This is a genomic window from Tessaracoccus sp. ZS01 (assembly GCF_022342445.1).
GTDB lineage: Bacteria > Actinomycetota > Actinomycetes > Propionibacteriales > Propionibacteriaceae > Arachnia.
This window is the reverse complement of record NZ_PQFE01000001.1, coordinates 606,687-621,849: the sequence shown is the minus strand read 5'-3', so window position 1 is coordinate 621,849 and position 15,163 is coordinate 606,687. Positions and strand designations below refer to the sequence as shown.

10 protein-coding genes are annotated in these 15,163 nt (G+C 69.3%); 8 read left to right on the top strand and 2 right to left on the bottom strand.

All coding sequences use genetic code 11. From position 1 onward, the window contains the following. Positions 1-20: 20 nt before the first annotated feature. Positions 21-1,127, top strand: a complete 1,107-nt coding sequence (locus C3E87_RS02985; protein WP_076059050.1) for an HD domain-containing protein — start codon at positions 21-23, stop codon at positions 1,125-1,127. 16 nt (positions 1,128-1,143) lie between these two features. Here the strand turns inward: C3E87_RS02985 and C3E87_RS02980 are convergent, their stop codons facing one another. Next, positions 1,144-1,908, bottom strand: a complete 765-nt coding sequence (locus tag C3E87_RS02980) for an ABC transporter permease (protein WP_143570864.1) — start codon at positions 1,906-1,908, stop codon at positions 1,144-1,146. Between the two features lie 56 nt (positions 1,909-1,964). On the opposite strand from C3E87_RS02980, the gene dnaG reads away from it, so the two are divergent. The 3 genes from dnaG (at position 1,965) to C3E87_RS02965 (ending at position 5,862) form a co-directional block, all read left to right on the top strand. Further along, positions 1,965-3,803, top strand: a complete 1,839-nt coding sequence (gene dnaG, locus C3E87_RS02975) for a DNA primase (RefSeq protein ID WP_076059047.1) — start codon at positions 1,965-1,967, stop codon at positions 3,801-3,803. Between the two features lie 98 nt (positions 3,804-3,901). Next, on the top strand, positions 3,902-4,267 hold the full coding sequence (locus tag C3E87_RS02970) for a DUF485 domain-containing protein (RefSeq protein WP_076059045.1): 366 nt from the start codon (positions 3,902-3,904) through the stop codon (positions 4,265-4,267). After that, positions 4,267-5,862 (top strand): cation acetate symporter, encoded by a 1,596-nt coding sequence (locus C3E87_RS02965; RefSeq protein WP_076059042.1) that lies wholly within the window; start codon positions 4,267-4,269, stop codon positions 5,860-5,862. Before C3E87_RS02970 ends, C3E87_RS02965 begins: the two co-directional genes overlap by 1 nt. A gap of 10 nt (positions 5,863-5,872) precedes the next feature. Here C3E87_RS02965 and C3E87_RS02960 read toward each other — a convergent pair whose 3' ends face one another. Further along, entirely contained in the window at positions 5,873-6,715 is an 843-nt protein-coding gene (locus tag C3E87_RS02960; protein WP_143570863.1) for a sigma-70 family RNA polymerase sigma factor, read from the bottom strand. Positions 6,716-6,819: 104 nt separating this feature from the next. Between C3E87_RS02960 and C3E87_RS02955 the strand changes: the two genes are divergently transcribed. The 4 genes from C3E87_RS02955 (at position 6,820) to C3E87_RS02940 (ending at position 15,070) form a co-directional block, all read left to right on the top strand. Further along, positions 6,820-7,317 (top strand): hypothetical protein, encoded by a 498-nt coding sequence (locus C3E87_RS02955; RefSeq protein ID WP_076059037.1) that lies wholly within the window; start codon positions 6,820-6,822, stop codon positions 7,315-7,317. A gap of 168 nt (positions 7,318-7,485) precedes the next feature. Next, the gene (gene gltB, locus C3E87_RS02950) at positions 7,486-12,015 is read left to right on the top strand and encodes a glutamate synthase large subunit (RefSeq protein ID WP_076059034.1); all 4,530 of its coding nucleotides are present in this window, start codon (positions 7,486-7,488) and stop codon (positions 12,013-12,015) included. Continuing rightward, positions 12,008-13,474, top strand: coding sequence for a glutamate synthase subunit beta (locus tag C3E87_RS02945; protein WP_076059032.1), 1,467 nt, complete (start codon positions 12,008-12,010; stop codon positions 13,472-13,474). Before gltB ends, C3E87_RS02945 begins: the two co-directional genes overlap by 8 nt. 12 nt (positions 13,475-13,486) lie before the next feature. Next, positions 13,487-15,070 (top strand): aspartate:alanine exchanger family transporter, encoded by a 1,584-nt coding sequence (locus tag C3E87_RS02940; protein ID WP_198928195.1) that lies wholly within the window; start codon positions 13,487-13,489, stop codon positions 15,068-15,070. Positions 15,071-15,163: the final 93 nt, after the last annotated feature.

Here is a 15,163-nt window from a genome sequence, read left to right as displayed (position 1 = left end):
GCCCGTTAGGCTGGGGGCCGATGAACGAGATCCTGCCCCGCACGAAGCTCTGGGCGCACACGATGCGCGGCCACGGCGACGACGTGATCACCGCGCACAGCTCGTCGTCGGCCCGCATCAGCGCCCGGCCGCCGCGTGAGCGTGCCCAGCGGGAAGAACTGGAACGCGCGCTCTATGTGCCGGAGGCGACCTTCGCGTCCGGCGCCGGGAACCGCGCCCGGGCGGAGGCGCCGGACCGGATGCGCACCTGCTTCGAGCGCGACCGCGACCGCATCGTGCATTCAGCCGCCTTCCGCAGGCTGGCGGGGAAGACGCAGGTGGTGGTCTACCCGACGGATCACCAGCGCACGCGCCTCACGCACGCCATCGAGGTGGCTCAGTGCGCCATCGCCATGGCCCGCGGGATCGGCGTCAACGTGACGTTGACGGACGCGATCGCGCTCGGCCACGACTGTGGGCACGGGCCGGGGGGACACGCCTCAGAGGACGCCTTCGACGAGTTCATCGCCACCGGCTACGACCACGGGCCCTGGGGCGCCGACGTGGTGCTCGAACCCCTCAACCTGACGTTGGAGACGCTCGACGGCATCCGCAACCATTCCTGGTCCCGCCCGGCGCCCTCCACCATCGAGGGGGAGATCGTCAGTTGGGCCGACCGGATCGCCTACTGCGCCCACGATCTCGAGGACGCCGTATACGCCGGCATCGTCGACCTCGCGGACCTGCCTCCCGTGATCCGTGACGTGGTGGGCACCACCCGGCGCGAGCAGTTGGCCACGTTCATCAACGCGGTGATCGTCACCACGGGCGAGACCGGCACCGTCGGCATGGATGCGACGACGGCCGAGGCCCTCGCCGAACTGCGGCGGTTCAACTACGAACGGATCTACACGCGGCCCGAGTCCGTGGCGCAGTCCAGCACGGTCGTGGCCGTGTTGCGCGACCTTGTGAACTTCTATCTGGAGAACCCGCGGGCCTTGCCGCAGGAGTACCACGGGGACGACCTCGTGCGCGGCGCCGTCGCCTATGTGGGCGGGATGACGGACCGGTTCGCCTTCGAGCAGGCGCAGCGTCGCCTTGGCTGGGACCCGTCCAGGTTGCCCCGGGGCATCGGCCGCGGAGCCTGACCCGGTAAGCGTCCGGTCAGGCGTGCAGCTTGACGGCGAGGTCCGGCGGCAGGAGCCACGTCCTGGTCGACAGCCAGCGCGCGGCCACCGCAGTGCACACCTGGCCGGCGTTGATGCCCACGAGCACCAGCAGTTGGGCCGCGGCGGCGTCCCAGGCGGAACCGCCGCCGAGCAGCACGCCGATATAGGCGCCGGGCAGCGTCACCAGTCCCACCGTCCGGGTCTGGTCCAGCGAGGGGATGAGCGCCTCATGGAGCGTGGGGGAGACGACGTTGCGGATGGCCCTTCCCCGCTCCACCCCGAGCGCCAGCCAGGCCTCGTACTCATCGTGGCGGTTACGCAGCTCCGCGAAGTTCCGGCGGCCCGCCAGCGTGTGCGCGGTCATCATGTTGCCCACCATGATTCCCGCGATCGGCACGATCGACGGGCCGGTCAGGGGCGCAGTGCCGGTGGCGAAGATGATCGTCAGGACGGGCACGGCGCCTGCCGCCATCGCGACGGCCACCGCAAGGTGCCCCCGGAGCCCCTTGATGTCGGTGCGCTGCGCCGTGGTGAGGACGCCGACGATGAACATGACGAACACGAAGGCGAAGGCCAGCGCCCAGTGGGAGAGCGCGAAACCGACGAGGAACGAGACAAGCAACAGCTGCACGGCCGCGCGCAGGGCGACCCAGGGGATGGTGCGCCACACGGACACACGGCCCCACAGCGCCACCCCGGCTCCCAGCGCCACGAGCAGCACCAGGCCGATGGCCAAGGGCCAGCCGATTGCGATCTCCATCCAGCCTCCGATCCACCCGAACTCTATCGCTCCCGGGTTGCGGCTAGAGTTGCGGAGTGGCTGGCCGGATCAATGAGGAGGACATCGCAACCGTCCGGGAACGGGCTCGGATCGACGATGTGATTCGCGACTACGTCATGCTCCGCAACGCCGGCTCCGGTTCCTTCAAGGGCCTGTGCCCCTTCCACGACGAGAAGACCCCCAGCTTCACCGTCACACCGGCACGCGGCTTCTACTACTGCTTCGGTTGCGGCGAGGGCGGCGACGTCATCAACTTCCTGATGCGCCAGCAGAACCTCGGGTTCCAGGAATCGGTCCAGATGCTCGCAGACCGCTTCGGCGTCGACCTCCGCATCGAGGACGATGGCGTCCCGGGCCAGCCGCCCGGTCTCCGCAAGCGGGTGCTCGAGGCCAACGAGGCCGCGCAGGAGTTCTTCGCCGACCAGTTGGAGTCGGCAGAAGCGGTGGAGGCCCGCCGCTTCCTACACGGCCGCGACTTCGACCGCGCCGTCGCCCAGCGCTTCACCGTCGGCTACGCCCCTCGGCACGGCTGGGCGTTGCACCAGACCCTCAAGGCCAAGGGCTTCACCGACGACGTGCTGAAGACCGCAGGTCTGATCCGCGACGGGGGCCGGGACTTCTTCACCGGTCGCGTCCTCTGGCCCATCCGCGATTCCGCCCAGGCCGTGCTCGGCTTCGGTGCCCGGCGCATCTACGACGACGACCGCCTTCCGGCCAAGTACATCAACACCCCGGAGTCCCCTGTCTACAAGAAGTCGCACGTCCTGTACGGCCTCGACCTGGCGCGCCGCGAGATCGGCCGCAAACAGCAGGCCGTGATCGTCGAGGGCTACACCGACGTGATGGCCGCCCACCTGGCCGGCGTGGAGACCGCCATCGCCTCGTGCGGCACGGCCTTCGGCGACGACCACGCGCGCCTGCTGCAGCGGCTGATGGGCACGCAGGGCGGCCTGCACGGCGAGGTCATCTTCACCTTCGACGGCGACAAGGCGGGCCAGGCGGCTGCGCTCAAGGTCTTCAAGGGCGACCAGAACTTCATCTCCCAGACCTACGTCGCCGTCGAACCCACCGGCCTCGACCCCTGCGACCTGCGGCTGCAGCAGGGCGAGGCGGCCGTCCGCGAGCTCGTGGCGCGACGCATCCCGCTGTACCAGTTCGTGATGAACAACATCGCGAAGAGCTACGACCTGGACAGGGCCGACGGCAGGCTGGCGGCTGCACGGGAAGGCGCCGAACTCATCAGCGCGATCCGCGACCAGTCGCTGGTCAACCAGTACCTCCGTGAGCTGGCCGGGGTGCTGGGCATGGACGTCGACGACGTGCGCCGCGAAGCCGGCCGCTTCGGCCGCCGCAATGCCGGTGCGCCGGTTGAACCCCCGCCGCCCCCGGCGCCTGAGGAGCGCGCCGCCGAGCCCGGCTGGCCCAATCCGAACGACCCGCATCTGCGGCTCGAACGCGATTCGCTGAAGCTGATGCTGCAACACCCCGTCACTTTCGACACGGCCTGGAACTCCGTGGTGGAGGAGGATTTCACGCACCCCGGGTACCGCGCCGTCTTCCGGCTGCTGTCCGGGGTGGAGTACGGCGAGAACTGGTCAGACCGCGTCCGCGCGGCGGCCCCCAATGAGCTGGTGGCCCAACTGGTGGTCGCGCTGCTTGTGGAACCCTTGTTCCGGGAGCCCGATGAAAGTTATTCACTGGCGCACACTGCACAGTTGCAACTCACCCGGGTGACGCGCGAGATCGCCGACGTGAAGTCGAAGCTGCAGCGGACCGACCCGGTCAAGGACCCGACGGGGCACCGCTCGCAGTTCGCACACCTGACCCAGTTGGAGATGAAACGCAAACAACTACAGCATGTAGGACTAGCCTGACAGCAGGCAGTTGCAGGCAAATTCTTGCAATCGCTCAACGCATCTGCGTATTATCTTGACGTCGAGACAATGTGGTCTCGCCGACCTTCAGGAGAACGATGTCCCAAGGCCGAACAACCGAACCCTCCCCGATCCAGAACAACAGCCGTGAGGTCTTCCTCGAAGTGGCCCGCTCCCAGCGGTTCCAGCAGCTGCGCTCGCGCTTCCGCAACTTCGCCTTCCCGATGACCATCGCCGGGCTGGCCTCGTACTTCACCTTCGTGGTGCTGTCCATCTTCGCCGTTGACTTCATGTCCTCGCCGTTCCTCGGCCTCGAGGGCGTCAACGTCGGGTTGGTGATCGGCTTCTTCCAGTTCGCCCTCGTGTGGGTCTGGACAGCCATCTACGTCAACTACGCCAACACGAAGCTGGACCCGGTCTCGGCTGAGCTCAAGCAGGAACTCATCGAGAAGGGGGCGGTGTGATGCTGCTCGAGACCCAGTACGGCAATCCCTGGATCAACATCGCCGTGTTCGCCGTGTTCGTCCTGGCGACGCTCACCGTCGTCATCGTCGTCAGCCGCCAGAAGACCAAGGCGACCGACTTCTACACCGGCGGCGCCAAGTTCTCCGGCCGGCAGAACGGACTCGCCATCACAGGCGACTACCTCTCGGCCGCGGCCTTCCTCGGCGTGACCGGAGCCATCGCGCTCTACGGTTACGACGGCTTCCTGTACTCGGTGGGCTTCTTCGTCGCGCTGCTCCTGGCGCTGTACCTCGTGGCAGAGCCGATGCGCAACACGGGCAAGTACACCATGGCCGACGTCCTGAGCTTCCGCATGGAACAGAAGCCCATCCGGACCGCCGCAGCCACGTCCACCCTGATCATCTCGCTGGTCTACCTGCTGGCGCAGATGGCCGGCGCGGGTGGCCTCGTCGCGCTGCTGCTGGGTGTGACCGACAAGTCCATGCAGGGCGTCGTCATCGGCCTGGTGGGCGTGCTCATGGTCGGTTACGTGCTGATCGGCGGGATGAAGGGCACCACCTGGGTGCAGATGATCAAGGCCGTGCTGCTGGTCACGGGCGCCGCCATCATGACCTTCCTGGTGCTCATGGGCGACGGCTTCAACTTCGACAAGCTGGCCATGGCCGCAGACGCGGCGGCCAACAACGACCTGCTCGCCCCCATGCAGCAGTACGGCACGTCCATCTGGACCAAACTGTCGTTCCTGTCGCTGTCCATCGCGCTGATCGCCGGCCCTTCGGGCCTGCCGCACGTGCTGATGCGCTTCTACACCGTGCCGACGGCGAAGGAGGCCCGCCGCTCGGCGGTCTGGGCCATCATCCTGGTGGGCATCTTCTTCCTGTTCACCCTCGTCCTCGGCCTCGGTGCGGCCAAGCTCGTGGGTCAGGACGCCATCATGGCCGCCCCCGGCGCCCAGAACTCCGCGGCCCCGTTGCTGGCGCTCAACCTCGGCGGTGAGGTCTTCATGGGCATCATCTCCGGCGTGGCCTTCGCCACCATCCTCGCGGTGGTCGCGGGGCTCACCATCACGGCGTCTGCGTCGTTCGCCCACGATGTGTACAACAACATCATCAAGGACGGCAAGGCTGATCCCGCCCAGGAGGTGAAGGTCGCGCGCTACACCTCCGTGGTGGTGGGCTTCCTCGCCATCCTCGGTGGCATCGTCGCCAACGGCCAGAACATCGCCTTCCTCATCTCGCTGGCGTTCGCCGTGGCGGCCTCCGCCAACCTGCCGTCAATCCTGTACACCCTGTACTGGAAGCGGTTCAACACTCGCGGGTCCGTCTGGTCGATCTACACCGGTCTCATCTCCGCGACCGTGCTGATCGTCTTCTCCCCGGCCATCTCCGGCTCCAAGACGGCGATGCTGGGGGAGGCGATCGACTTCTCCTGGTTCCCGCTGACGAACCCCGCCCTGGTCAGCGTGCCGCTGGCCTTCCTGGCGGGCTATCTGGGCACGATCTCCTCGCCCACACGCGGTGACGACGAGTTCGCCATCGAGATGGAGGTCCGCTCCATGACCGGCGCCGGTGCCGGCGAGGCCATCTCGCACTGAGCCCGGCCCTTCACCCGACGGCGGCGGCCGCCTCACTGTAGGCGGCCGCCGCCGTCGTGCGTTCCCCGGCCAAGAGGAGGCGGGCGGCCTCCAGCGCCTCCCGCTCCCACCGGCTGACCGTGGAGGGGGAGGCCTGCATGATCTGCGCAATCTCCGCCAGCGTGCGGGCCTGCCCCGTGAGCCCGAAGCGCAACTGCAGGAGCCGGCGATGCCGGGGCACGAGGAGGGTCAGGAAATCCAGGCCCTGCCCGTGGCACGGCTCGTAGCTCAGGTGCGCAAGCCCGGTGCTCTCCAGCGCGACGTCGAGACTCACGTGCCGGATGCGGCCCCTGCGGGCGGCGGTGGGGGACAGGCCCATCGCCGTCACCACGGTGTCGACGGCGGATTCGGAGTCGGCCAGGCCGCGGGCGTCCATGGCGCGGACCGCCATGCGCGCGGCCCGTCTGTCCGCCCGGCTGACGGTGGGCCGGCCGATCCAGTGGCGGCCACCGTCCGCCAGTTCGCGCATGAGGTATTCGTGGACGAACGTGGAGAACCTGATCCCGCGGGCGTGGTCGTAGCGGCGGATCGCCTCGCCCACCGCCACGCAACCGTCCTGGAAGAGTTCGTCCTCGGGCAGGCCGGACAGATAGGCGGTACGGCGGGCGTATTTGAGGGCCATGCGGATCCCCACCCACGCGAACCGTTCGGCGGCCCGCCGCCCCAGCGCCACCACTGCCGGCAACAGCGGGTCCAGCCTCCCCTCCTCGAGCAGGTGGTGGGCATACAGGCCGGCCTCCACCGCCCTGGCCAGCTGGGCGTCCTCGCCTGTGGCGAGCATGACGTGGGGGAGATCGAGCTCTGGGATCTTCATGTCGCCCACCCTGCCGAGCGGACGGGCCGTGTCGGCCCGCACGGCTGGGGATGTGGACAACACGCGACGGACAACACTTCTTTTCCACAGGGCACAATGGGCCCATGGCGTTCTTCAAGCGGCCCACCCGCGTCGATTTCTCAGGCCTTGCGGCCCTCCTGGGCGCGCAGCCCCACGTCCTGGCCCACGGCATCGGCGACGGCGATGTCGTCCTCGCGATCACGCGCGAGGAACTGGCGCTGCGCCGCGAGGGCCAGTGGCAGGTGTGGCGGTGGGAACTGGTGGCGGGCGGCTCCTGGAACGGCGAATCAGGCACGTTCACGTGGCGCACGATGGACGGCGAACGCTTCGAGGCGGCGCTGACCGAGGAGAACCGCGTGCCGGAGGCCTTCCGGGAGCGGGTGCTGGCGTCGACGCTGATCCAGTCCGTGGTGGATGCCAGGCCGCGCGGGCAGGTACAGGTCGTCGGCCGGCGCAGCCTTTCCCCTGTCCCGCAGACGCACTGGTACGCCGTGCCCTCGGGCGGTGCGGACCTGAACGACCCGGTCACCCGCGAGGCCGTGGTGGCAGAGACGGACAGGCTGCGCACCGAGTACTTCTAGCCGCTGAGGGGCGGCGGCGGGCTCTTTTCGTTTCGGTCGCGTTACAAGCTTTTTAAGCTCTTTCGTATGGTGCTGGATTGCGTTGCGCCGGATCAGCGGCGGACTTACTGTTCTTTCCGGCCACCGGGCACCTGGTGGTGTCACGCCCTGAATCCAGGAGGATCCGCCATGACGAGACGTGTGTTCCCACAGCGCGAGAAGGTCGGCCTCTACGATCCGGTCAACGAGCACGACGCGTGCGGCGTGGCCTTCGTGGCCCAGCTCGACGGGGTGGCGCGCCACGACATCGTCGCGAAGGGGCTGGAAGCACTCCGGAACCTTGACCACCGCGGCGCGACCGGTGCCGACACGGCTGCGGGCGACGGCGCCGGCATCCTGATCCAGGTGCCGGACGCGTTCCTGCGCGGCGTGCTCGACGTCAAGCTGCCCGACGCGGGGGAGTACGCCGTCGGCCTGGCGTTCCTTCCCACCGACGGGGCGGAGCGTGCCGCCGCCAAGGAGGCCATCGGGGCCATCGCCGAGGAGGTGGACCTCGACGTGCTCGCCTGGCGCGAGGTGCCCGTCGACACCCACACGTTGTCGCCCATCTCCGTGGGCGCGATGCCCCACTTCGAGCAGTTGGTGGTGGCGGGCCGTGAAGACCAGTCGGGCATAGACCTCGACAGGTTCACGTTCGTCCTGCGCCGTCGTGTGCAGCACGAGGTGGGCATCTACTTCGCGTCCCTGTCATCGCGCACGCTCGTCTACAAGGGCATGCTGACCACGGACCAGCTCGAAGAAGTCTTCCCCGAGTTGCATGACGACCGGGTCGCCTCGGCGCTGGCGCTGGTGCACTCGCGCTTCTCCACCAACACCTTCCCGGCCTGGGAACTGGCCCATCCCTACCGGATGATCGCCCACAACGGCGAGATCAACACCGTCCGCGGCAACCGCAACTGGATGCGGGCCCGCGAAGCCCTACTCACCAGCGACAAGATCCCCGGCTCGCTGTCCAGGCTGTTCCCGATCTGCACCCCCGAAGGCTCTGACTCCGCCTCCTTCGACGAGGTGCTGGAACTCCTGCACCTGGGCGGCCGGTCACTGCCGCACGCCGTCCTCATGATGATTCCCGAGGCCTGGGAGTCGCACGCGGAGATGGACCCGGACCGCCGCGCGTTCTACGAGTTCCACTCCATGATCATGGAGCCCTGGGACGGTCCCGCCTGTATGACCTTCACCGACGGCTCCGTCATCGGCGCGTGCCTCGACCGCAACGGGCTGCGCCCCGGCCGCTACTGGGAGACCCGCGACGGGCTGGTCGTCTTCGCCTCGGAGGCAGGCGTGCTGCCCATCGCGCACGCGGACGTGGTGCGCAAGGGCCGGCTGCAGCCGGGCCGCATGCTGCTCGTGGACCTCGACCGGCACGCCATCGTCTCCGACGACGACGTGAAGGGTGCGCTCGCCGCCGAGCACCCCTACCGCCAGTGGGTGGCGGACAACAAGATCGAGCTCGACGAGTTGCCGAGCCGCGCGCACATCGTGCACTCGCATGCCTCCGTCACGCGCCGACAGCAGGTGTTCGGCTACTCCCACGAGGAACTGCGCTCGATCATCGCGCCGATGGCCAACACCGGCGTCGAGGCGATCGGCTCGATGGGCACCGACGCGCCCATCGCGGTGCTCAGCCAGCGGCCCCGGCTGATCTTCGACTACTTCAAGCAACTCTTCGCCCAGGTCACCAACCCGCCGCTCGACGCGATCCGCGAGGAGCTGGTCACCTCACTCACGGCGAAGATCGGGCCCGAGCGGAACCTGCTCGAGCCGGTGCCTGCGGCGGCCCGCATGATCATCATGAACCGGCCCATCCTCGACTCGGAGCAGCTGGCCAAGATCGTGCGCCTCGGCCGCGACGGCGACCTCCCCGGGTACGCCACCCACGTCGCGCACGGGCTCTACAAGGTGACCGGCGGTGGCCGCGCGCTGGCCCGCAAGCTGGAGGAGATCTGCGACGAGGTGTCTGCCGCCATCCGCGGTGGCGCCCGCGCCATCGTCCTGTCGGACCGCCATTCGACTGCGGAGCTGGCGCCCATCCCGTCGCTGCTGCTGACCGCAGCCGTGCACCACCACCTCGTCCGCGAGAAGACCCGCACCCAGGTGGGGCTCGTCGTCGAGGCCGGAGACGTGCGCGAGGTGCACCACGTTGCGCTGCTGCTCGGCTACGGCGCGGCGGCGGTCAACCCCTACCTCGTCTTCGAAACGGCCGAAGACCTCGCGCGCCGCGAGATCTACGTCGACGTCAGCCCCGAGAAGGCCATCGCCAACGTGGCCAAGGCCCTCTCCAAGGGCGTGCTCAAGGTGATGAGCAAGATGGGCGTGAGCACCATCGCCTCCTACACCGGCGCGCAGATCTTCGAGTGCGTCGGCCTCAGCGAGCAGGTCGTCGAGCGGTACTTCACCGGCACCACCAGCCGCCTCGGCGGGTTGGGGCTGGACGAGGTCGCCGATGAGATCATGGCCCGCCACGAGCTGGGCTACCCGGCCGACGGCATCCCCCTGGCCCACCGCGACCTCCTGGTGGGCGGCGAATACCAGTGGCGCCGCGAGGGCGAACCCCACCTGTTCGACCCGGAGACGGTCTTCCGCCTCCAGCACTCGACGCAGGCCGGCGACTACGACGCGTTCAAGAAGTACTCGGCGCTCGTGAACGACAACTCCGCACGCATCATGACGCTGCGCTCGCTCATGGAGTTCACCGGTACCGAGCCGATCAGCATCGACGAGGTGGAGCCGATCAGTTCGATCGTGAAGCGGTTCTCCACCGGCGCGATGAGCTACGGCTCGATCTCGATGGAGGCCCACCAGACGCTCGCCGTCGCGATGAACCGGCTAGGCGCGAAGTCCAACACCGGCGAGGGCGGCGAGGACCCGGAGCGGCTGCACGACCCGCTGCGCCGCTCCGCCATCAAGCAGGTGGCCTCCGGCCGCTTCGGCGTCACCTCCGAGTACCTCACCTACGCCGACGACATCCAGATCAAGATGGCGCAGGGCGCCAAGCCCGGCGAGGGTGGCCAGCTGCCCGGCAACAAGGTCTACCCCTGGGTGGCCCGCACGCGGCACTCGACGCCGGGCGTCGGCCTCATCTCGCCGCCGCCGCACCACGACATCTACTCGATCGAGGACCTCAAGCAGCTCATCCACGACCTGAAGTGCGCCAACCCGTCTGCCCGTATCCACGTGAAGCTCGTCTCCGAGATCGGCGTGGGCACGGTGGCCGCGGGCGTCAGCAAGGCCAAGGCGGACGTCGTGCTCATCTCGGGCCACGACGGCGGCACCGGGGCGGCCCCGCTCACCTCCGTCAAGCACGCCGGCGCCCCGTGGGAGCTCGGCCTGGCCGAGACGCAGCAGACGCTGCTCCTCAACGGCCTGCGCGACCGCATCGTCGTGCAGTGCGACGGGCAGCTCAAGACGGGCCGCGACGTGCTCGTGGCCGCGCTGCTGGGCGCCGAGGAGTTCGGCTTCGCCACCGCCCCGCTGGTGGTGTCCGGCTGCGTCATGATGCGCGTGTGCCACAAGGACACCTGCCCCGTGGGCGTTGCGACGCAGAACCCCGAACTGCGCGGCAAGTTCCACGGCGACCCGGACCATGTCGTCAACTTCTTCGAGTTCATCGCCCAGGAGGTGCGCGAACTGCTCGCGTCGCTTGGCCTGCGCTCGATCGAGGAGGCGGTTGGCCGCGTCGACCTGCTCGACGTCAGCCGTGCCGTCGGGCACTGGAAGACGCAGGGCCTTGACCTGTCGCCCATCCTCGCGCAGATCGACGTCCCCGAGGGCACCCGCCGCTACCGCACCGTCGAGCAGGACCACGGCCTCGATGCCAAGCTCGATGTCGAACTGATCCGCCTGGCGGAACCGGCCCTCACCCACGGGGAACTGGTGCGCCACACCCTGCCGGTGCGCAACGTGGACCGGACGGTGGGCACCATGCTGGGCCACCACGTCACGCGGGTCACCGAAGGCATCGGCCTGGAGCCGGGCACCATCGACTTCACCCTCACCGGCACCGGTGGCCAGAGCTTCGGGGCGTTCCTGCCCCGGGGGGTCACGCTGCGTCTCATCGGCGACTCCAACGACTACTTCGGCAAGGGCCTGTCCGGCGGTCGCCTGATCGTCACCCCGCCGTCGGAGGTGTCGTTCGACCCGGCTGACCAGATCGTCGCCGGCAACGTGATCGGCTACGGCGCCACGTCCGGGCAGCTGTTCCTGCGCGGCCGGGTGGGCGAGCGCTTCTGCGTGCGCAACTCCGGGGCCAGCGCCGTCGTCGAGGGCGTGGGCGACCACGGCTGTGAATACATGACCGGCGGCGAGGTGCTGGTGCTCGGACCCACCGGGCGCAACTTCGCCGCAGGCATGTCCGGCGGTGTCGCCTGGGTGCTCGACCTCAACCCGCTCCGGCTCAACACCGAGCTGGTGGACCCCGCCCCGCTCAGCCACGCCGACCTCGCCCGGATCCGCACGCTCATGGAGGAACACCGCCAGGAGACCGGCTCCGCCGTGGCCGACGGGCTGCTCGCGCTCAGCGACTTCGAGTTGGGCCGCCGCTTCACCAAGCTGGAGCCGCGCGACTACGCCCGCATCATGGCCGTCCAGGCGCAGTCCCTGGCCGACGGCCTCGACGAGAACCAGACCACCGAGCTGATGATGGAGGCCGCACATGGCTGATCCCAAGGGTTTCATGACCACCCCGCGCGAGGTCGCCGCCCGCCGCCCCGTCGAGGAGCGCGTGCACGACTGGCAAGAGGTGTACCCCGGTACGCCCGGACGGGCACTGCTGCCGATCATCACCAAGCAGGCCGGCCGGTGCATGGACTGCGGCATCCCGTTCTGCCACAACGGCTGCCCGTTGGGCAACCTCATCCCCGAGTGGAATGACCTCGTGTGGCGCGACGAGTGGCAGCCGGCCCTGGAGCGTCTGCACGCCACCAACAACTTCCCCGAGTTCACCGGCCGGCTGTGCCCCGCGCCCTGTGAGACGGCCTGCGTCGTGGGCATCAACCGCGACCCCGTGACGATCAAGAACGTCGAGGTCGCGATCATCGACAAGGCGTGGGACGACTCGCGCGTCGTGCCGCAGCAGCCGGAGTGGCACACCGCCAAAACGGTGGCCGTGGTCGGATCCGGGCCCGCGGGCCTGGCCGCCGCGCAGCAGCTGACCAGGGCCGGGCACACCGTCGTCGTGTACGAGCGGGCAGACGCCGTCGGCGGGCTGCTGCGCTACGGCATCCCGGAGTTCAAGCTGGAGAAGTCGGTGGTCACCCGCCGCCTGAAGCAGATGGTGCTGGAGGGGACCCAGTTCAAGACCGGCGTGGAGATCGGCGTCGACATCACCGCCGCGGAGTTGCGCGAACAGTACGAGGCCGTGGTCCTGGCCATCGGGGCCACCGCTGCCCGCGACCTGCCGGTGCCCGGCCGTGAACTGGGCGGCATCCACCAGGCGATGGAGTTCCTGCCGCAGGCCAACCGGGCCGCGCTGGGCGAGAGCGTCGAGGGCCAGATCACGGCGGAGGGCCGCGACGTCGTCATCATCGGCGGCGGCGACACCGGCGCGGACTGTCTCGGCACCTCCATCCGCCAGGGGGCGCGCTCCATCACCCAGTTGGAGATCATGCCGATGCCGCCGGAGGTCCGGCCCGCGGGTCAGCCCTGGCCCACGTACCCCATGACCTTCAAGGTCTCGTCGGCGCACGAGGAGGGCGGCGACCGCATGTACGCCGTCTCCACCCTGCATTTCGTCGGCGACGACGACGGCCGGGTCGCCGGGCTCGACATCGTCGAGGTGCGCTTCGACGCCGGCCGCTTCGAGGCCGTCGAGGGAACTGAGCGCCACATCCCCGCGCAGCTCGTGCTGCTGGCCATGGGCTTCACCGGCCCGGAGCAGACCGGCCTGGTGCAGGAGCTCGGCCTGGAGCTCGACCCGCGCGGCAACATCCTGCGCGACGCGGACTTCGCGACGAACGTGCCGGGCGTGTTCGCCTGTGGCGACGCGGGCCGTGGCCAGTCGTTGATCGTCTGGGCGATCGCCGAGGGCCGCTCCTGCGCCATGGGCGTCGACAAGTACCTGAGTGGCTCGTCGAAGCTGCCCAGGCCCATCGGACCGGAGGTGCGGCAACTCCTCGTGTGATCGGCGAGTAGCCTGACCCGTGTGCTCGACCTCCTCACCTCCTCACCGCTCCTGACGATCATGCTCGTGGTGGCGCTCGGCGCCGCCGTCGGCATGATCCCGTTCGGACCGTTGCGGTTCGGGGCGGCGGGGGCGCTGTTCGTGGGCCTGTTCTTCGGCGCGCTGGAACCGGCGCTGGGGGAGGGTCTGGGCCTGGTGTCGACGCTCGGGCTGGCGCTGTTCGTCTACACCGTGGGCGTCGCCGCCGGCGAGACGTTCTTCGCCGACCTGCGCAGGCAACTTCCCTTCATGGGGCTCGCGGTGGGCGTCATCGCCGTCGTGACGGTGGTGGCGATCCTGCTGGGCAGCGCCTTCGGGCTAGGCCCCGGCATGATCGCGGGCGTGTTGGCCGGTGCTCTGACGTCGACCCCCGCCCTCGCAGCGGCGACGGCCGCGACCGGCAGCGCCGAAGCCGCCGTCGGCTACTCGCTGGGCTACCCGGTGGGCGTGGTGCTGGCCATCATCGTGGTCGCGCTCGTGGTGAACCGGCGGTGGCCGGGCCGCAAGGACGAGCCGTCCGCCAACGCCGAGGGCATCGTCGCTGAATCCGTGGAGGTGGACCGCACCTCCTCGCTGCGCCTGGTGCCCGGTTGGGCCGATGAGGCCATCAAGATGAGCTACCTGGTGCGCGACGGCCGCACCCGCGTCGTGTCGCCCGGCGAGGAACTGCTGCCGGGGGACCGCGTCCTCGTGGTGGGGGCGCCCAACGCGGTGGGCCGGGCGGTGGAGTTCCTCGGCACGCGGCTGGAGCAGGAACTCACCACGGACCGCGGTTCCGTGGACTTCCGCCGCTTCGTCGTCTCCTCGAACCACGTGGCCGGCCACTCGGTGGCGCAACTGAACCTCCCCAGCCGGTTCGGCGGGGTGATCACGCGGGTGCGCCGCGGCGACGCGGACCTGCTGGCGCGCGACGACCTCGTCCTGCAACTGGGCGACCGGGTCCTCGCGGTGGGCCCCCAACGCGACCTCGACGCCATGGGCTCCTTCTTCGGCGACTCCGAGCGCAAGGTCTCAGAGGTGGATGCGCTGGGGCTCGGCCTGGGCCTCGTGCTGGGCCTGCTGCTGGGGGCGGTCACCGTCCCGCTGCCCGGAGGGATCGACTTCTCGCTCGGCCCCGCGGCCGGCCCGCTCGTCGTGGGCATGATCCTGGGTGCCATGCACCGCACCGGCCCGCTGCTCTGGTCCATCCCGTTGTCGGTGAACCTGACCATCCGCCAGCTCGGGCTGCTGCTGTTCCTCGCGACGGTGGGGCTGGCGTCCGGCCCCATGTTCGCGTCGCAGGCCCTGACCGGCACGGGTCTCCGCGCCGGTGCCCTGGCGGCCGCGGTGGTCATCGCCTCAGCTGTCGCGTTCCTGGCCGGAGCCCGCACCATGGGGCTGTCGGCACCGCGGGCAGCAGGCGGTTTCGCCGGCTACATCGGCCAGCCGGCGATCCTGGCCTTCGCGAACGAGCGCGTGAACGACGACAGGGTCGAGGCAGGCTACGCGGCGCTGTTCGCACTGGGCATCATCGCCAAGATCGTGGCGGTCCAGGTGCTCGCGGCAATGATGGGCTGACCCGGCGGGCCGTCACCAGAAGGGGGACCGACGGTGGCAGGGTAAGCTGTGGAGCCGTTGGTCCGTAGTGGAGGTTGGTTGTCTGTGGCTGAG

Coding starts and splice junctions, on each gene's coding strand:
- C3E87_RS02985 (WP_076059050.1), top strand. CDS start 21: ATGAACGAGATCCTGCCCCGCACGAAGCTCTGGGCGCACACGATGCGC.
- C3E87_RS02980 (WP_143570864.1), bottom strand. CDS start 1,908: ATGGAGATCGCAATCGGCTGGCCCTTGGCCATCGGCCTGGTGCTGCTC.
- C3E87_RS02970 (WP_076059045.1), top strand. CDS start 3,902: ATGTCCCAAGGCCGAACAACCGAACCCTCCCCGATCCAGAACAACAGC.
- C3E87_RS02965 (WP_076059042.1), top strand. CDS start 4,267: ATGCTGCTCGAGACCCAGTACGGCAATCCCTGGATCAACATCGCCGTG.
- C3E87_RS02960 (WP_143570863.1), bottom strand. CDS start 6,715: ATGAAGATCCCAGAGCTCGATCTCCCCCACGTCATGCTCGCCACAGGC.
- C3E87_RS02955 (WP_076059037.1), top strand. CDS start 6,820: ATGGCGTTCTTCAAGCGGCCCACCCGCGTCGATTTCTCAGGCCTTGCG.
- gltB (WP_076059034.1), top strand. CDS start 7,486: ATGACGAGACGTGTGTTCCCACAGCGCGAGAAGGTCGGCCTCTACGAT.
- C3E87_RS02945 (WP_076059032.1), top strand. CDS start 12,008: ATGGCTGATCCCAAGGGTTTCATGACCACCCCGCGCGAGGTCGCCGCC.